The organism is Streptomyces sp. NPDC002886 (assembly GCF_042888445.1).
Lineage (GTDB): Bacteria > Actinomycetota > Actinomycetes > Streptomycetales > Streptomycetaceae > Streptomyces.
Window position 1 is genome coordinate 943,814 of record NZ_JBIAPV010000003.1, and the last position, 17,808, is coordinate 961,621.

The 17,808-nt window shown below is 74.5% G+C and carries 12 protein-coding genes; 5 read left to right on the forward strand and 7 right to left on the reverse strand.

All coding sequences use genetic code 11. From position 1 onward, the window contains the following. Nucleotides 1-237 precede the first annotated feature (237 nt). The gene (locus ACFYYB_RS16615; protein ID WP_389435914.1) at nt 238-945 is read left to right on the forward strand and encodes a hypothetical protein; all 708 of its coding nucleotides are present in this window, start codon (nt 238-240) and stop codon (nt 943-945) included. Here ACFYYB_RS16615 and ACFYYB_RS16620 read toward each other — a convergent pair whose 3' ends face one another. Then, nucleotides 946-2,676: a DUF6350 family protein gene (locus ACFYYB_RS16620; protein ID WP_389435915.1), complete on the reverse strand. Its 1,731-nt coding sequence runs from the start codon at nt 2,674-2,676 to the stop codon at nt 946-948. A 119-nt stretch (nt 2,677-2,795) separates the two neighbouring features. Between ACFYYB_RS16620 and ACFYYB_RS16625 the strand changes: the two genes are divergently transcribed. Further along, nucleotides 2,796-5,207, forward strand: a complete 2,412-nt coding sequence (locus tag ACFYYB_RS16625; protein WP_389435916.1) for a helix-turn-helix domain-containing protein — start codon at nt 2,796-2,798, stop codon at nt 5,205-5,207. 126 nt (nt 5,208-5,333) lie between these two features. Here the strand turns inward: ACFYYB_RS16625 and sucD are convergent, their stop codons facing one another. From sucD to ACFYYB_RS16650, 5 genes are all read right to left on the reverse strand, one after another. Beyond that, a complete protein-coding gene (sucD, locus tag ACFYYB_RS16630; protein WP_327305020.1) occupies nt 5,334-6,227 on the reverse strand; it encodes a succinate--CoA ligase subunit alpha in 894 nt (297 codons plus the stop codon). A gap of 21 nt (nt 6,228-6,248) precedes the next feature. Then, nucleotides 6,249-7,427, reverse strand: coding sequence for an ADP-forming succinate--CoA ligase subunit beta (gene sucC, locus ACFYYB_RS16635; protein ID WP_243630001.1), 1,179 nt, complete (start codon nt 7,425-7,427; stop codon nt 6,249-6,251). Between the two features lie 354 nt (nt 7,428-7,781). Further along, complete coding sequence (locus tag ACFYYB_RS16640) at nt 7,782-8,942, reverse strand: VWA domain-containing protein (RefSeq protein WP_389436230.1); 1,161 nt, start codon at nt 8,940-8,942, stop codon at nt 7,782-7,784. A 161-nt stretch (nt 8,943-9,103) separates the two neighbouring features. Continuing rightward, nucleotides 9,104-11,437, reverse strand: coding sequence for a DUF5682 family protein (locus tag ACFYYB_RS16645; protein WP_389435917.1), 2,334 nt, complete (start codon nt 11,435-11,437; stop codon nt 9,104-9,106). Further along, on the reverse strand, nt 11,434-12,540 hold the full coding sequence (locus ACFYYB_RS16650; RefSeq protein WP_327305024.1) for an AAA family ATPase: 1,107 nt from the start codon (nt 12,538-12,540) through the stop codon (nt 11,434-11,436). Before ACFYYB_RS16650 ends, ACFYYB_RS16645 begins: the two co-directional genes overlap by 4 nt. Before the next feature lie 135 nt (nt 12,541-12,675). On the opposite strand from ACFYYB_RS16650, the gene ACFYYB_RS16655 reads away from it, so the two are divergent. After that, nucleotides 12,676-14,136: an SWIM zinc finger family protein gene (locus ACFYYB_RS16655; protein WP_389435918.1), complete on the forward strand. Its 1,461-nt coding sequence runs from the start codon at nt 12,676-12,678 to the stop codon at nt 14,134-14,136. 212 nt (nt 14,137-14,348) lie between these two features. After that, nucleotides 14,349-15,932: a DUF5691 domain-containing protein gene (locus ACFYYB_RS16660; RefSeq protein WP_389435919.1), complete on the forward strand. Its 1,584-nt coding sequence runs from the start codon at nt 14,349-14,351 to the stop codon at nt 15,930-15,932. 461 nt (nt 15,933-16,393) lie between these two features. Here the strand turns inward: ACFYYB_RS16660 and ACFYYB_RS16665 are convergent, their stop codons facing one another. Further along, entirely contained in the window at nt 16,394-16,801 is a 408-nt protein-coding gene (locus ACFYYB_RS16665) for a cobalamin B12-binding domain-containing protein (RefSeq protein ID WP_327305027.1), read from the reverse strand. A gap of 183 nt (nt 16,802-16,984) precedes the next feature. Here ACFYYB_RS16665 and ACFYYB_RS16670 point away from each other — a divergent pair, with 183 nt between their 5' ends. Further along, entirely contained in the window at nt 16,985-17,773 is a 789-nt protein-coding gene (locus ACFYYB_RS16670) for an esterase/lipase family protein (protein WP_389435920.1), read from the forward strand. Nucleotides 17,774-17,808 lie beyond the last annotated feature (35 nt).

A 17,808-nucleotide genomic window follows, 5' to 3' on the forward strand; every position in this document is an offset into this window, starting at 1 on the left:
GCGCCTCCCGGCGTGAACCGGGGGCGCGTCGTTCGTCTTGTGCGATCGCATGAAACTCGGGGTCACCGATATACGGGGGACCCTACGAAGCCACCGACCGCCTGCAACGATACCGGCACACCGGACGGCCCCCGAGGGACGGGGGGACGGGCGGGCGGTAGCGTCTGGCGTACACGCCGTAAACAGGCCTCGGACGTCCCAGCGGGCGTCCACGACACAGGGGATGAAACACACCCGATGCCGGACCGCCCCCAGCCCGACCGCTCCACCGACGACAACCCCTTCGCGGCGCCCCCGGAAGGGCGGCCCGACCAGCTCTGGGAGCCGCGCGCCGGCGGTGACGGCCGCGACCGGCAGAACCCAGGGTCGGGACCGGGCGCGGACCCAGGGTCGGGACCGGCGCGCTGGGACCCCACGGACCCGATCCAGCGACGGGCGCGGTACGCCCTGCTGGCCGGAATGTGGGGCTTCTTCTTCGGGGTCTTCGGCATCCCGTCGATGGGGCTGCTGCTGGGCGCGCTCGCCCTGTACTGGGGCATCAGCGCGCTGCGCGGGGTCCCTGCGAAGGCGAAGCCGTCCGGGGACGGGGCGCAGGGCGCCTCGGGCCCGACCGGCCCGCGCGCCTCGGCGGCGGACATCGGTACGGGTACGGGCCGGGGCGCGGCCCCGGACACGGACGCCGCCGACGGTGCGGCGCCCGGAGCGGCCCGGGGCGGACTGGCGGCGATGGGCGCCGCCGCCCGCCCCCAGCGGACGGCGGCCACGAGCGGCCTGGTCACCGCCTCGCTGGCGATCCTGCTGGCCCTGTCCTCGTACGCGGTGCAGCTCACGTACAAGGACTTCTACGTCTGCAAGCAGGACGCCCTCACCAAGGCGGCCGAGCTGCAGTGCAACGACCTGCTGCCGGACAACTTCATCGGCAAGATGCTCGAGGTCCAGCGCTAGCTAGGTCGTCTCCGTCGGATCCCGCAGGGCCTGTCCGGGGTCGGTTTCCGCTCCGTCACCCATGGCCTCCGGCGGCTTCCGGCGGGTCAGTACGCGGACTCCGGTCACCGGCGGCAGGAGCGGCGCCGGGGGCGCCGGAAGGGGCGCTCCGGCCGCCGCTACGAGCGCTTCGGCCGCGGGCGCGGCCGCTCTCTCCGGCGGCTCCGCGGGGAGCGCGGGGAGCGGGATCGGGGTCAGGTCCAGCTTGAGGCCGGGCATGACCAGCACGGGGCGCTTCGGCGGTGCGGGCGCCGGCCGGACTCCCGCCGCCGTCCCCCGTTCCGGCCCCTCGTTCGCAACCTGGGCCGGGTGCGGCCCGTCACCCTCCGACGGCGTACCGGAGAAGTCCGGGATCAAAGTCCCCGCCGCACGGCGCAGGGCCGCCCAGCGGACCTCGCGGACGCCGCTGTCGTGCCAGCCGTCCCCGGAGCCCTCACCGGCCAGGCCCCTCGCGGGCCGGTTCCGCCAGGCGTGCACGGTGACGGCCAGCGGCACCGCGAGGAGCAGGGTCCAGCCCAGGGCCGCTCCGCCCGTCTGCCACCACACGGGGCCGAAGACGGCCAGCTCCCGGGATCCGAGCGGCCCGGCCGAGGCCGCGGTGAGGGCGGTCGTCAGCAGGGCGCACACCAGCGCGCCCAGCGCCGCCGTGAGCGCGGTCTCCCCGTACGAGACCTCGCGCGCCCGGCGTACCGCGAACCAGCCCACCGCCAGCCCGGCCACCACCGGCACCACGCCGACGGCCCAGGTCAGCGGCGTGCCGGGACCCGCCCCGGGCAGCGCCGCGAGCAGCGGGAAGTCCGGCAGCGCGGGCGAGCCGCCGAAGCCGAGCGGGGTCGCGGCGGCTCCGGTGCCCAGCGCGAAGCCGGGGCCGAGGGCGTAGGCGGCGCCCCAGACGACGGCGTTCGGGATCAGCGCGAGGGCGAGGAGCAGCACCGCGAAGCGGCCCGACCAGACCCCGGTCAGCGCCGCGAAGGAGCCCTGCACCTCCGCCCCGTGCCAGGCCAGCGAGGCGCCGACCAGCAGGGCTCCGCCGCCGAGGAGCACCAGCACCCCGCCGGCGCCGGCCCGTAGCGCCAGGGCGTAGCGGGGCCGGGTCAGCCGGCCGGGCAGCGACCCGGTCAGCTGGCCGAGCGGCCTCCCCCGGGACTCCCAGACCCCGCCCGCGGCGGCCAGGGCGGCGACGACCGGCAGGTGCCAGGCCGCACTGAGGGGGTCGGCGGGCATCGGCCCGGCGGCGGCGTACACGACGGCGAGGGCGCCGACCCCGAGGTAGCCGCAGAGCACCGCGGAGAACACCACGGCCGCGGGCAGCGGCTCCGCGCCCCGGTCCTCCTGCGCGGCGCTGCCCAGCCGGGCGGCGCGCCGGATGAGCAGCGCGGGCAGGGCCACCAGGAGCAACGGGGTCAGGCCGACGGGGGCGGGCACCCCGGAGAGGGTCTCGTAGCGGACGAGGTCGGTCCCGTGGGCGAGCAGCCAGAGGCCCGCGGCGAGGTGCAGGGCGCCGCCGGGGCCGCTGTCGGGGTAGGGGGAGCTGATCCACAGCACGATGACGAGCACGGCGAGGAAGCCGAGCCCCAGCACCGCGGCGACGGCGCCACCCACGACACACGCGGCGGCCGCCGGTGAACGGCGCCGTACGGGGGCCCGTGGGGGCGTGGGCAACGAGGTCCCGCGTTCGGTCACTTGGGTCACCCCGCCATGGTGCCAACGACACGCGCTATGGGCGGGTAACAGGCGAATGACCGTGGTGTCGCTCAATATACGTTTATGTACTTTTTCGCTCAGGGCGTCCGGGTCGCGGGGAGTGTGGCATGACACAAAGCGTCGCGGAGCTGGGCCTCCCCACCCCGAAGGAACGCCGACGCCTGCGCGAAGCGGCCGACCTGACGCACGAAGAGGTCGCGGCGGCGGTGGGCGTCACCTCGAACACGGTCCGCTCCTGGGAGACCGGCCGCACCCACCCCCGGGGCCGGAAGCTCGAGGCCTACTCCAAGCTCCTGACCCGCCTGGCGGCCGAAGCCTCCCGGGACCCCGCCCCCGCGGGCCCCACGGCCCGGGGCGAGGGCTCGGCCGCCCGGGACGGATCGGGCGGGGGGTCGGGCCGCGGGCCGGACCAGGGACCGGACCGGAGCCCGGAGCGGGGGTCTGACCGGAACTCGGACCGGAACTCGGGCCGGAGCCCGGACCGGAGCTCGGACAGGGGGCCGGACCGGGGGTCGGACCGGGGCTCGGACCAGAGCCCGGAGCGGGGGTCTGACCGGAACTCGGACCGGAGCCCGGACCAGGGCTCGGACCAGAGCCCGGACCGGGGGTCTGACCAGGGCCCGGAGCGGGAGTCTGACCGGAACTCAGGCCCAGGCTCGGGCCGGAACTCGGACCGGGGGACCGCTGCCGCAGCGCGCCCGGACCAGGCCGACGCCCCGGAGGCGGGCTCCGCCACCGACCGCACGCGGGGCCGGGCGGACAGCACCGGGACAGCGGCCGCCGCCACCGGTACGTCCAACCGGCCCACGCCGCACCCCGCCTGGGCCAACGGCACGGCCACGCCGCAGAGCGGCGCGAACCCCGCCGGGGCTCCGGGGGCATCCGCCACCGGGTCCACCACCGCAGCCGGCTCCGCCACAACCGGCCCCGACGGAACGGACACGGACGCGGCGTCAGCTCCGGGTGCCACCCCCGGCAGCACGCTCGGCAGCGCCGCTCTCGCCGACGCGGGCTCGGGCTTGGGCTCGGGCTCGGAGGCGGAATCCGACGCGGATTCAGATGTGGACTCGGACACGGCGGCTGCCGCAGAGGCCCCCGAGGGGCGGTTCGGGCTGCGCATGATGCGCGGGCTCACCCGGCCCGTCGGCGCGCAGACCCGGCCCAAGGCCGCGGTCAAGCGTGCCTCGAAGCCCCCCGTCGGGACGCCCCGGCACGAGTCCAAGTCCCCGGTCAGGGCGGGAGCCGGCACGGGCGGCGGCCATGGCGGAGGCGGCCGTGCGACCCTCCGCCCCGGCGGCCCCGCCCTCCCGAGCACGGCCACGAACACCGGTACGGGCACGCCCCCTGACACCGACTCAGCCACCGGAGGCGACTCCGAGCCCCGCTCAGGAAAGGCCGCCGGCCCGGGCGGGGGGAACCCCGCAGGACCGGGCACCGAAGCCGCCGCCCGCACGAGCACCACCGGCCCCGACACCGCTGCGGTCACCGGGCCGGGCTCCGGTACGGCCACCAGACCGGACTCCGAGCGGGCCTCCGAGCCTGACTCCGCGTCTGGCTCCGCGCTGGATGCCCCGCCTGACTCTGCGTCTGGCTCGGCACCCGACTCCGCGCATCCCTCCGCACCCGGGGAAGGCGCCACCAAGGCGGGTCCCCCGGCCGCCGCGGCCGACGCCGACCCTGCCGAGGCCCCCGAGGCCCCGCCGAAGGCCACCCCGACCTCCGCCTTCGACGCCCTCTACGACCGCACCGCCCCCGCCCTGGCCCGCCAGGCCTACCTCCTCACCGGCCGCCACGCCCTCGCCTGCGAAGCCGTGGAGCGCGCCTTCCAGCTGGCCTGGGACCGCTGGCCCGAGGTCGCCACCGATCCCGATCCGGTGGGGTGGGTGCGCGCGGCCACGTACGAGTACGCGCTCTCCCCCTGGCACCGGTTCCGCCGGTCCCACCGGCACCCGGACGAGCCCCCGGCCGACCCCGCGGACCGCGTCCTCCTGGACGCGATGCTCGAGCTGCCCCCGGCACACCGCCGCACCGTGCTGCTCTACGACGGCGTCGGGCTCGACCTCCCCGACACCGCCGCCGAGACCGAGGCGTCCACGCCGACCGCGGGCAGCCGGCTCGTCAACGCGCACGCCGACCTCGCCGACGTGCTCCCCGAGCTGGACGGCGTAGCGCCCGCGAAGCAGTCCGCGGTGCTGCGCGAGCGGCTCGGCACGCTGAGGCCGCCCGGGCGGCTGGAGCCGCGCGCGGCAGCCGTCGTACGACTGTCCGGCGAGCACCGGACCCGGCTGTGGACGCGTGCGGTGGTCGGGGTGTCCGCGGTCATCGCGGCGGCGACGGCCTACACCTGGGTGACCGCTCCAACGGAGTACGAACCTCCGCGCGCCCCCGGCGCGAGCGTGTCGGGCGTGCCCCCGCACAGCGGCCCGCAGCAGCTCACGGACGAGGGCCGCCAGCTCCACGACAAGCTGCTGTCCGATCCGTCGGCCGGACCCTCCCGGATCTCGCCGAGCCTCGAATAGCTGCGCGGCAGACATCACTCGCGTAGTGCCTCGCGTACCTCGCATGCGGAAACGGGCGTGGCCCGCACCCCTCACAGGGTGCGGGCCACGCCCGTCTGCACGTACAGCCGAAGGCGGCTGCTCCTACTACTTCTGCGCGGCGTTCAGGATCTCGCGCGCCAGCTTCGCGGTCTCGGTCGGCGTCTTGCCGACCTTCACGCCCGCGGCTTCCAGGGCTTCCTTCTTGGCCTGTGCGGTGCCAGAAGAGCCGGAGACGATCGCACCGGCGTGACCCATGGTCTTGCCCTCGGGGGCGGTGAAGCCCGCGACGTAGCCGACGACCGGCTTGGTGACGTTCTTCGCGATGAAGTCCGCCGCACGCTCCTCGGCGTCGCCGCCGATCTCGCCGATCATGACGATCAGGTCGGTGTCGGGGTCCGCCTCGAACGCCTCGAGGGCGTCGATGTGCGTGGTGCCGATGACCGGGTCGCCACCGATGCCGACGGCGGAGGAGAAGCCGATGTCACGGAGCTCGTACATCATCTGGTAGGTCAGCGTGCCCGACTTGGACACGAGACCGATGCGGCCGGGCTTGGTGATGTCGCCCGGGATGATGCCGGCGTTGGACTGGCCGGGGGTGATCAGACCCGGGCAGTTCGGGCCGATGATCCGCGTCTTGTTGCCCTTGCTGGAGGCGTACGACCAGAAGGCGGCGGAGTCGTGCACCGCGATGCCCTCGGTGATGACGACGGCCAGCGGGATCTCGGCGTCGATCGCCTCGACCACGGCGGACTTGGCGAACGCCGGCGGGACGAAGAGGACGGAGACGTTGGCGCCCGTCTTCTCCATCGCCTCGGCGACGGAGCCGAAGACCGGGACCTCGGTGCCGTCGAAGTCGACGGTCGTGCCGGCCTTGCGCGGGTTCACGCCGCCGACGATGTTGGTGCCGTCAGCCAGCATCAGCTTGGTGTGCTTCATGCCCGTGGCACCGGTCATGCCCTGGACGATGACCTTGCTGTCCTTGTTGAGGAAGATAGCCATGTGAGTCTGTGACCTCTGCCCTTACTTCGCAGCCGCGAGCTCGGCGGCCTTGTCGGCCGCGCCGTCCATGGTGTCCACGCGCTGAACCAGCGGGTGGTTGGCGTCCGAGAGGATCTTGCGACCCAGCTCGGCGTTGTTGCCGTCGAGACGGACGACGAGCGGCTTGGTGACCGCCTCGCCCTTCTCCTCCAGCAGGGCCAGCGCCTGGACGATGCCGTTGGCGACCTCGTCACACGCGGTGATGCCACCGAAGACGTTGACGAACACGGACTTGACGTCCGGGTCGCCGAGGATGATCTCGAGACCGTTGGCCATGACGGCGGCGGAGGCGCCACCGCCGATGTCCAGGAAGTTGGCGGGCTTGACCCCACCGTGGTTCTCGCCGGCGTAGGCGACGACGTCGAGGGTGCTCATGACGAGACCCGCGCCGTTGCCGATGATGCCGACCTCGCCGTCGAGCTTCACGTAGTTGAGGTTCTTCGCCTTGGCGGCGGCCTCGAGCGGGTTCGCGGCAGCGTGGTCCACGAACTCCTCGTGGCCCGGCTGGCGGAACTCGGCGTTCTCGTCGAGCGAGACCTTGCCGTCGAGCGCGATGACGTCGCCGTTGGCGACCTTCGCGAGCGGGTTGACCTCGACGAGGAGCGCGTCCTCGGCGATGAAGGTCGCCCACAGGGTCACGAGGACCTCGGCGACCTTCTCGGCGACCTCGGCCGGGAACTGCGCCAGCGCGACGATCTCGCGGGCCTTCTCGATGGTCACGCCTTCGTTGGCGTTCACCGGGACCTTGGCGAGCTTCTCCGGGGTCTCCTCGGCGACCTGCTCGATGTCCATGCCGCCCGCGACCGAGGCCATGGCCAGGAAGGTGCGGTTGGTGCGGTCGAGGAGGTACGAGACGTAGTACTCCTCCAGGATCTCCGGAGCGGTCTCGGCGATCATCACCTTGTGGACCGTGTGGCCCTTGATGTCCATCCCGAGGATGTCCGTCGCACGGGCGACGGCCTCGTCCGGGGTGGCGGCGAGCTTCACGCCGCCGGCCTTGCCTCGGCCGCCGACCTTCACCTGAGCCTTGACGACCGACTTGCCACCCATGCGCTCGGTGGCCTCGCGGGCTGCCTCAGGCGTGTCGATGACTTCACCGGCCAGCACCGGTACACCGTGCTTGGCGAAGAGGTCCCTCGCCTGGTACTCGAACAGGTCCACGCGCGTCCGTCCCTTGTCTTTTTTAAAGATTCGCAGTGATTCGCGGTTGTCTGCTATCTGCGTGGGCGTGCCGCGGAGGGCAACGTGACGGCGCTGTCACAAGGAAGGCGCACACGGTGACCGTGGACGCGGCATGTCCGTCCCGCAGGTTATCCCCGTGGGACGTAGGTCCCTAAATCGCAGATCACACCTGAGCGGTGATACCTGTCACAGATCGCCTCACGGTTGAACTGCGTCTTCGTGCGATCCGCCGATGATCCGCCACGACGGGGCGCCCCCTACGGACCCCCGCACCGGCGGTACGAGAGCCCTACGAGGGCGGTCGGCGGGCGGTACGAAGGCGGTCCGCGGGCGTCACGGGACGGGCAGGGGCCGCTTCTCCAGGGCCGCGGCCATCACCTCCGGGAACAGGTCGGGAGTGCAGGCGAAGGCCGGGGCGCCGAGCGCGGCGAGGGCCGCGGCGTGGTCCCGGTCGTAGGCGGGCGCGCCCTCGTCGGACAGCGCGAGCAGCGTCACGAACTCCACCCCCGCCGCCTTCATCGCCGCAACCCGCTTCAGCATCTCGTCGCGGATGCCGCCCTCATAGAGATCACTGATGAGGACGACGACGGTGTCGGCGGGGCGGGTGATCTTCGACTGGCAGTAGGCGAGCGCGCGGTTGATGTCGGTGCCGCCGCCGAGCTGGGTACCGAAGAGCACGTCGACGGGATCGTCGAGCTGGTCGGTCAGATCGACCACCGCGGTGTCGAAGACGACCAGCCGGGTCGCGATCGACCGCATCGAGGCCAGCACCGCCCCGAAGACGGAGGCGTAGACGACGGACGCCGCCATCGAACCCGACTGGTCGATGCACAGCACGACCTCCTTCTTCACCGCCCGAGCGGCGCGGCCGTACCCGACGAGCCGCTCGGGAACGACGGTCCGGTGCTCGGGCAGGTAGTTCTTCAGGTTCGCCCGGATGGTCCGGTCCCAGTCGATGTCCGCGTGCCGAGGCCGGCTGATCCGCGCGGACCGGTCGAGCGCGCCGGTCAGCGTGGCCCGCGTCCGGCTGCCCAGCCGCTTCTCCAGCTGCTCGACCACCTTGCGGACGACGGCGCGGGCGGTCTCCCGCGTGGTCTCGGGCATGGCCTTGTTGAGGGAGAGCAGGGTGCCGACGAGGTGCACGTCCGGCTCCACCGCCTCCAGCATCTCGGGCTCCAGCAGCAGCGCGGACAGGCCGAGGCGCTGGATCGCGTCCCGCTGCATGACCTGCACCACGGAGGTGGGGAAGTAGGTCCGGATGTCCCCGAGCCAGCGCGCCACCCGGGGCGCGGACCCCCCGAGCCCGGCCGACCGCTCCCCCGCCCGCTTGCGGCCGCCGCCCTCAGCCCCGTAGAGCGCCCCGAGCGCGGCGTCCATCCCGGCATCCGCCCCGCTCAGCGCACACCCGGTCCCGTCCCCCTCTCCGCCACCGAGCACCATCCGCCACCGCCGCAAGCGCTCCGCGTCGCCGCCACTCACTTCCGCACCAGCCATCTCCATCGGTCCCACCCCTCGCTCTGGTCACGCCCATCAACCTGCGTCGGCCGGCGCGGGCCGTCCCCCGACCGATACCGCCGCCGCCCCGCCGGGTCCGGGCCGGCCCGGACCGCTGCGACCCCGGCCCCGGCCGCTGGGGCCCCGCCCCGCCGGGGCGGTCAGCCCCGCGCCCCCGCCAGCAACAGGTGGACCAGGTCCACCACCGCGTCCGCCCGGACCGGGTCCAGCTCCGACCCGAAGCCGGCCGGCGCCGCCCCGGCACTCACCCCGGCCGGCCCCCCGCCCGGCCCCCGCCGCACCAGCTCCCCCAGGCTCCGCCGCACCCCCGCCTCGTACCCGCCGAAGGTCCTCCGCAGCAACGGCAGCACATCGACGAACGCCCGCTCCGGCACCGACACCAGCCAGCCGTCGATCAGCCCCAGCAGCCGCTCGTCGTGCACGAGCAGCGTGCCGCCGCCCGAGCCCCCGCCCGCGAACCCCTCGATCCAGCCCGCCGCTTCGGCCGGCGCGCACGCCGGGGACAGCGAGAGCCCCATCAGCCGTGCGGTCTCCTCCGGCGGCAGCCGCCCGTCGTCGAGCAGCAGCCGCGCCGCCCGCCCTCGTATCAGCCCGGGAACGGTGTCCCGCCCGGCCAGCGTCCGCAGCACCGCCGCCCAGCGCTCCCGCAGCCCGTCCGCGTCCACCACTTCCAGCAGCCCGATCGCGCCGTGCACGCCGTCCACGTGCCCGCGCAGCTCCTGCGCCGCGTCGGCGTCCAGCCCCGCCGCGCAGGCCGGCGGCAGGGCCACGCATATCCGCTCCGCGAGCCCGGCCGCCACCGTCCCCAGCGCCGCCGCGTCGGTGCCCCGTACGTCCCCGTAGCGCAGCGAACGCGCCAGCGCGGGCAGGGCCTTGGCCAGGCCCGCCACATCGGTGTCCAGCGCGGCCCGGTCGGCGAGGGCCCGCAGGACGGCGGGCAGCGCCCCGGAGAGCCCGGCCAGCAGGCACCGCTCCGCCAGGGCGGTGACCTCGCCCAGCTCCCCGGCGCCCGCCGCGTCGGCCTCGGCCCTAGCGGTGGCCGCCCCGAGGACGGTGGTTCCCCAGATGCCGGCTTCGGCGACCCGTACCGCGAGCTCCGGCTCCCAGCGCAGGCGCCAGGTCTCGCGGAAGGTGCCCGTGCTCCCCCGGGAGGCCGTCGGGACGCCCCAGTCGATGCCGAGCAGCCGCAGCCGGTGCAGCAGCAGGGACTTCGCCGCGTCGGTGTCCTTGCGCAGGTCGAGCTCCAGTTCCCTGTCCTGCGCCTCGGGCTTGATCCGCAGCGAGCGCTGCTGCCGGGTCAGGTCGCGCTGGAGCGGTACGACGGGCGCCGCGTCGGGGACTTCGCCGAGCACGTCCCCGACGACGAGCCGGTCCTCGATCAGCGCGAGCGGTATGTCGGAGCCGTCGCACATCACGGCCCGGACCGCTTCCAGGGTCTCCGTGAGCCCCGGCACCGGCCGGCCCCGCATGGCGGCCAGGGTGTCGGCGAGCCGGACCGCTTCGATGACGTGGGCCGGGGACACGTGCCGGTCCTCCTCGCGGAGCAGGCCCGCGACCTTGGTCAGCCAGCGCTCGACGGGCCGGTCCCGGGCCGCGAAGAGGTGTGCGTACCAGCCGGGCGAGGTGATGCCCGCGCCGTACCCCCCGGCCCGGGCGAGGCGCCGGTGGGTCCAGGGCACCCAGGTGGTCTCCACCTTGACCTTGGGCAGCCCGGTGAGGAGGGCCTTGTCCGCGGCCGCGGTGGTCTTCTCCCGCAGGGCCGGGACGTGCCAGGCCCCGCAGACCACGGCGTAGTCGTCGCCGAACTCCCGGCGCGCGGCCCGCATCCGCTGCCGCATGTACGCCTCGCGCACCAGGTCCCGGTGGTGACCGCCCGCCCCGTACTCCTCGCGCAGGGCACCCATGGCCTCGCCCAGAGCCTCGAACACGCCCAGCGGGTCGGCCGTCGGCCTGGACCCGCCGCGGTGCTCGACCACGTCCTCCCACCACCGCTCGGGGTCGTCGTACCCGGCGGTCTCCGCCAGCATGCCCAGTGGGTCCAGCCGTACGGAGCCGGGCGCCGCCCCGTGCCCCTCTCCGGGCCCCTCCCCGTCCCGGTCCCCGCCCTCTCCCCCGCCCGCGGCTCCCTCCCCGCTCTCCGGCACGGCCAGGGAGTGCGCGGCCGGGAGGTCGATGAACCGGACCGGCACCTCACCCTCCTGCGCCCACCGGATGGCGGCCCATTCGGGGGAGAAGTCGGCCAGCGGCCAGAACGCGGCCCGGCCGGGATCGTCGGCCGCGTGGGCGAGGAGCGCGACGGGCGGCCGCATCCCCGGGTCCGCGGCCAGCGGGAGCAGGGCGTCCCCCTCCGGCGGGCCCTCGATCAGCACCGCCGCGGGCCGGGCCGCGTCCAGGGCGGCCCGCACCGCACGGGCCGAGCCGGGCCCGTGGTGCCGTACGCCCAACAGCAGCGGACCCGCCGTCCGCCCCGTCACGCCGTCACCTCCCGGCAGGCCCGGTAGAAGTCCTTCCAGCCGTCGCGCTCGCGGACCACGGCCTCCAGGTACTCCTGCCAGACGACTTGGTCGGCGGCCGGGTCCCGGACGACGGCCCCGAGGATCCCCGCGGCCACGTCGGAGGGACGCAGGACGCCGTCTCCGAAGTGGGCCGCCAGGGCGAGGCCGCCCGTGACCACGGAGATGGCCTCGGCGGTGGACAGGGTGCCGCTGGGCGACTTGACCTTCGTGCGCCCGTCGACGGTGACTCCGCCGCGCAACTCGCGGAAGACGGTGACCACGCGCCGGATCTCCTCCAGCCCCTCCGGGGCGGCGGGCAGGTCGAGGGCGCGGCCCATCTGGTCGACGCGGCGGGCCACGATGTCGACCTCGGCGTCGGCGGTGGCGGGCAGCGGCAGGACGACGGTGTTGAAGCGCCGGCGCAGCGCGCTGGAGAGCTCGTTGACCCCGCGGTCGCGGTCGTTGGCGGTGGCGATGAGGTTGAAGCCGCGCACGGCCTGCACCTCCTGGCCGAGCTCCGGTATCGGGAGCGTCTTCTCGGACAGGACGGTGATGAGGGTGTCCTGGACGTCGGCGGGGATCCGGGTGAGCTCCTCGACGCGGGCGGTCATGCCCTCCGCCATGGCCCGCATGACCGGGCTCGGTACGAGTGCTTCGCGGCTCGGGCCGTGGGCGAGGAGGCGGGCGTAGTTCCAGCCGTAGCGGATGGCCTCCTCCGGGGTGCCGGCGGTGCCCTGGACGAGGAGGGTGGAGTCTCCGCTGACGGCCGCGGCGAGGTGCTCGGACACCCAGGTCTTGGCGGTTCCGGGCACGCCGAGGAGCAGCAGCGCGCGGTCGGTGGCGAGGGTGCTGACGGCGACTTCGACGATCCGGCGCGGGCCGACGTACTTGGGTGTGATGACGGTGCCGTCCTCGAGCGTGCCGCCCTGCAGGTACGTCGCCACGGCCCACGGGGAGAGCTTCCAACGGGCCGGGCGGGGCCGGTCGTCGGCGGCCTCCAAGGCTTTCAGTTCGTGCGCGAAGGCGTCTTCGGCGTGCGGTCGCAGCGCCTCTGCGGTGGTCTCGTTCCCGGTCGTGGCCATGGTCCCCCTCCAATGCTCCGCAGCCGCTCGACGACTGCTGGAACCACGATGCACCCGACCACTGACAACGCCCCCCAGGAGATGAGTCGTTGCAGGTCAGAGCGATTGTCAGTGGGGGTCTCTACGGTGGAACACATGACTGAGCAGGGGGTCCGCTGGACGGCGGAACAGGTACTGGCTCTGGCTCCCGACGACGCCTCACGCAAGGCGGGGGCCAGACTCGGCGGCGCGGGGCCGTGGTCACAAACCGGAGGTTCCGCTTCCGGCGCGGTGTGGGGGTTGTGCAAGGGCAGCGGCAGCAAGCCGTACCGGACGGTCGTCGACCTGTCCGGGCCGGCGTACAAGTGCTCCTGCCCGAGCCGGAAGTTCCCGTGCAAGCACGCACTGGGCCTGCTGCTGCTTTGGGCCGCGGAGGGGCTCGAAGACGCGGCCGGCACCTCTGCCGGCCGCCCCGCCGACACCTCGGCCGGAACCTCGACCGGGGCTCCGGACTGGGCGGACGAGTGGCTCGCGGAGCGGGCGGCCAAGGCCGCGCGCCCCGCCGCCGACCGCTCGGACCGGGCCGGTCCGGCCGACGCCGAAGGGGCCCGCAAGCGGGCCGAGCGGCGGGCGGCCCGGGTCGGCGCGGGCGTCACCGAGCTGGAACAGCGGCTCGCGGACCTGGTGCGCGGCGGCCTCGCCGGTCAGGAGCGGGCGGGATACGCGGCCTGGGAGGAGACGGCCGCCCGGATGGTCGACGCCCAGGCACCCGGACTGGCGGCGCGGGTGCGGGAGTTGGGGACGATACCCAGTTGCGGCACCGGCTGGCCCGCCCGGATGCTGGAGGAGGCCGCGCTGCTGCACCTGCTGGACCGGGCCTGGCTCGGCGTTTCCGGATTGCCGGAGCCGCTGGCCGCGACGGTCCGCAGCCGTCTGGGACTGCAGCCCCGGGCGGAAGGCGAGGCCGTACGGGACCACTGGCTGGTGCTGGCCCAGTACGACACGGCGTCACCGGACGGCCGTCTCACCACCCGCCGGATATGGCTGCGCGGGCTGGCGAGCGGGCGGCCGGCTCTGGTCCTGGACTTCGGCCCGCCCGGGCGACCGCCGGGGCTGGCGCTCCCGGTCGGCTTGGTGCTGGAGGCGGAAGCCCGCTTCCGGCCCGGCTCCGCGGGGCTGCGCGCGGATCTCGGGGAGAGGTTCGGGCCGGCCGCGCCGTGCCGGACCGCGCCGACCGGCGTGAGCACGGCCGCGGCACTGGAGGCGTACGGCACGGCACTGCGCGAGGACCCCTGGCTGGAGTCCTGGCCGGTGGTGCTCGGCCCGGTGGTGCCGATACCGGGAGGACCACAAGGGGGACAACGGGAAGGAGGGCAAGACGACCGAGAAGGGCCACAACAGCCCCATAAAACATGGCAGTTGGCGGACGCGGAGGGGGCATCCGCCTTGCCCGTGCCCCTGACCGGGGCCGGGAGCCGGCCCGGGACCGGGCTGTGGCAGCTGGCCGCGCTCTCGGGGGGCGGCCCGTTGACGGTGTTCGGCGAATGCGGACACCGCGGATTCACCCCGCTGACGGCCTGGCAGCCGGGCTCCTCGGAGCCGGTGGTACTGGGCTGAGCGGGCGCCAGGGGGAAGGCGGCGGCGCGGGGGCGCCGACGTATTCGAAACGAGTGAGCCGGGGGGCTTTCATGGACGACAACCACGCCAGCTGAGGCCATAGGCACGACCGTCTGCCTGTCCGTGCCACAGGAAATCAAGCTGCTCCGGTCCCGCGGAGGGGGCGGGACCGGAGCCGGGCACGGCACGCGAAGGAATGGGGAGGGGAACCGGTGAACACGACGACGCACACGACCGGCGATTCGACGGACACGGCCTACGCGGACGGGAGTTGGGACGAGCTGGTGGGCGCCGCGCTGCTGGGTACCGAGCGGCGCCGGGGCAGTCCCGGCGCCCTGCTCGGGGCCGCGGCCGTGCAGACGCTACGGCGCCGGGCCGGGCTGAGACCCGCCGAGGCGGGGCCCCGGCCCGAGCCCGCGCCGCACGACCCGCGCCCGGAGCCGCCGGAACCGGCCCGGCGGCGGCTCGCGCAGCTGCTGGCGGGCCGGGCCGGAGCGGGCAGCGGCAGCGGGCGGCGGGGTGCCGCCCCCGACCTGACGGAGCTGCTGCCCCAGTGGCTGGCCGCCGCCGGACAGCACGGGTACCGGGCACCGGCCTCGCTGGTGCCCGCGCTCCTGGACGTGGCCCGGGCCCGGAGCGACCTCCGCCCGCAGGCGCTGGCCCTGACCGGGCCCCGCGGGCTGTGGCTGGCCCGGCTCAATCCGGACTGGCGGTTCGCGCTGCGCGGGGGATCCGGAGGTGCCGGCGAGCTGCCCGACGCCGAGGACGCGGTGGCGGTGGAGCGGCTGTGGCAGGAGGGGCTGTTCGCGGAGCGGGTGGCGCTGCTCGGTCTCGTACGGGCCCACGAGGCGGCCGCGGGACCACGGCTGCTGGAGACCACGTGGAGCTCCGAACGGGCGGAGGACCGGCTGATGTTCCTCGACTCCTTGCGGGTGGGGCTGTCGGCGGGCGACGAACCGTTTCTGGAGGCGGCGCTCGGCGACCGCAGCCGCAATGTCCGGGCGACCGCCGCCGAGCTGCTGTCCGCGCTGCCGACCTCGGCGCTGGCCGGACGGATGGCGGAGCGCGCGCTGGCCTGCGTCGGCCCGGAGGGAGTGACACCGCCGGCCGAATGCGATGCGGGGATGCTGCGCGACGGCGTGGTCAAACGGCCGCCGGCCGGTCGCGGGGAGCGGGCCTGGTGGCTGGGGCAACTGGTGGAGTCGGCGCCGCTGGCGTGCTGGCGGGAACGGTTCGGGGGGCTGGGCCCGGCGGAGATCGTGGCCCTGCCGGTCGCCGAGGGCTGGGCGGAGGAACTCCACGCGGCCTGGTGCCGGGCCGCGGTCCGCCAGGGCGACCCCGCATGGTCCCAGGCCCTGCTCGGCTCGGCGTCCGCACCACCCGCGGCGGGCCCGGCGACGGCGTCGCTTGCGGAACGGGCGAAGCTCCTGTCGATCCTCGGGGAGGAGGAACGAGCCGCCTGGGTAGCGGAGTTCATACGCACACACGGGCTGTCGGAGGCCTTCCAACTGCTCGGGGTGTGCGTGGTGCCGTGGGCGGGGGCGCTGGGGAGAGCGGTGATCGAGGCGCTGGACTCCGCGCGGGAGGCGGGCGGCTACCCGTGGAGCTTCAGCGGGGTGATGGGACTGGCCGAGCGGTGCCTTGACCCTGCGGAGGCTGGGCGGCTGGATGCGCTGGCGGCGGAGCCGGTGGAGGAGGGGGGCGCGGCGGCGTACTGGTCGGAAGCCTTCCAACGCCTGGTCGCCACCCTGCACCTGCGTGCCGCACTCCACACGGAACTAGCCCCACCCCACTGACCCCAGCACGAACCACTGCGCGGGGCCGAGAGTCCCTTGCCGCACCTTGCCGCTGCGCGGGGCGGAGTTCCCCGCTGCGGCCCGTTGCCGCTGCGCGGGGCGGAAGTCCCCTGCCCGCCCTTCCACCGTTCCCCGGGCGCTGCCCGGACCCCGGTCCTCAAACGCCGGACGGGCTGAAGAGCAAGGGTCCCGGGCTGCGCCCGGACCCCTGGGGCTCCGCCCCAGACCCCGGTCCTCAAACGCCGGACGGCTGAAAGGGCCCAGGCTGCGTGCCGGGTCGGGGACGGGGGCGGGGTGGGGTGTTGGCCTGGACGTAAAACGTGATTTGTGGCGCTAGAGCAAGCCGCGCCCTGTCGGAGTAAGGGGCAGGGCGCCTAAATCATGCAGTCCAGGCCAACACCCCACCCCGCCCCCGGCACCGACCCCCACCCGCAGCCAGCCCGCATCCGGGCCAGCCCCAGCTACACCGGCTGGCGGACGTGCGCGCGCACCCACTCCACGATGGCCGTGGTCGTCGCCCCCGGAGTGAAGATCTCGGCCACGCCCTTCTCCTTCAGCGGAGCGATGTCCGCCTCCGGAATGATCCCGCCACCGAAGACCTTGATGTCCTCCGCATCGCGCTCCGCGAGGAGTTCCAGCACGCGCGCGAACAGCGTGTTGTGCGCGCCCGACAGGATCGACAGACCGATCGCGTCGGCGTCCTCCTGGATCGCCGTGTCGACGATCTGTTCGGGGGTCTGGTGGAGGCCGGTGTAGATGACCTCCATGCCCGCGTCCCGCAGGGCCCGCGCGATCACCTTGGCGCCTCGGTCGTGGCCGTCGAGGCCCGGCTTGGCCACCACCACACGGATCGGACCGGTCACACCCATCGCACTGCCTCCCGAGTGAACGAACGTTAAGTACAGCATTGCGCACACCCCCGTTTCGCGGTCAACCACGAGGGGGAAATCACACGTGGGATGGCGTACCACCGCTCCGCGCCGACAGCCGCACGGCACGGGGCGGTCGGACGCCCCGGTCCCGAGTCACCAGGACCTACGGGGGGGTCGTCCATGGGGCTGACCATGTCCGGGGCCGCGCTGCGGGCCGGCGTACTGGAAGCGATCGTGCTCGGCGGGCACATCCTGCTCTATCCCACCGGGGTCCTACCGGAGCGACCCGCCGCCCCGACGACGACAACCACAACAACCACCACCACCCACGACCGCCCACCGGTGGTGCTGCTCCACGGTTTCACCGACAACCGCTCCGTCTTCGTCCTGCTGCGCCGCGCCCTCGGGGCAGACGGCCTGCGGCAGGTGGAGGCGTACAACTACTCCCCCTTCACCCGCGACCTGCGCGTCACGGCCCGGCACCTCGCCCGTCGCGTCGAGGAGCTGTGCGAGCGCACGGGTCAGGACCGGGTGGACCTGGTGGGGCACAGTCTCGGCGGACTGGTCGGGCGGTACTACGCCCAGCGCCTCGGCGGCGACGCGCGCGTCCGCACGCTCGTCACGCTCGGCACCCCGCATTCCGGCACCCGCGTGGCGCCCTTCATGGACGCGCACCCCCTGGTCCGGCAGATGCGCCCGGATTCCGAGGTGCTCGCCGAACTGCGCGCACCCGCGCCCGGCGGCCGGACCCGGTACGTGGCGTTCTGGAGCGAGTTCGACGAACTGATGGACCCGACCGACACGGCCCGTATCGAGCACCCGGACTTGCTCGTGGAAAACGTGCAGGTCACCGGCATCGGGCATCTCGCCCTGCCCGCGCACCCCACCGTCATCGCGGCGGTCCGGCGCGCACTCGACGGGCCCAGGCCGACCGCCCTCCCGCACCCCGGCGCCGCCTCCGTCGCCTGACCGGCCCGACCGGCCGAACGCCCCACCGCGACCTC

What these genes read in the sequence shown, in the direction of transcription:
- ACFYYB_RS16670 (WP_389435920.1), top strand. Translation starts at nt 16,985, where the DNA reads ATGGGGCTGACCATGTCCGGGGCCGCGCTGCGGGCCGGCGTACTGGAA.
- ACFYYB_RS16650 (WP_327305024.1), bottom strand. Translation starts at nt 12,540, where the DNA reads ATGGCCACGACCGGGAACGAGACCACCGCAGAGGCGCTGCGACCGCAC.
- ACFYYB_RS16615 (WP_389435914.1), top strand. Translation starts at nt 238, where the DNA reads ATGCCGGACCGCCCCCAGCCCGACCGCTCCACCGACGACAACCCCTTC.
- ACFYYB_RS16625 (WP_389435916.1), top strand. Translation starts at nt 2,796, where the DNA reads ATGACACAAAGCGTCGCGGAGCTGGGCCTCCCCACCCCGAAGGAACGC.
- sucD (WP_327305020.1), bottom strand. Translation starts at nt 6,227, where the DNA reads ATGGCTATCTTCCTCAACAAGGACAGCAAGGTCATCGTCCAGGGCATG.
- ACFYYB_RS16655 (WP_389435918.1), top strand. Translation starts at nt 12,676, where the DNA reads ATGACTGAGCAGGGGGTCCGCTGGACGGCGGAACAGGTACTGGCTCTG.
- ACFYYB_RS16665 (WP_327305027.1), bottom strand. Translation starts at nt 16,801, where the DNA reads ATGGGTGTGACCGGTCCGATCCGTGTGGTGGTGGCCAAGCCGGGCCTC.
- ACFYYB_RS16640 (WP_389436230.1), bottom strand. Translation starts at nt 8,942, where the DNA reads ATGGCTGGTGCGGAAGTGAGTGGCGGCGACGCGGAGCGCTTGCGGCGG.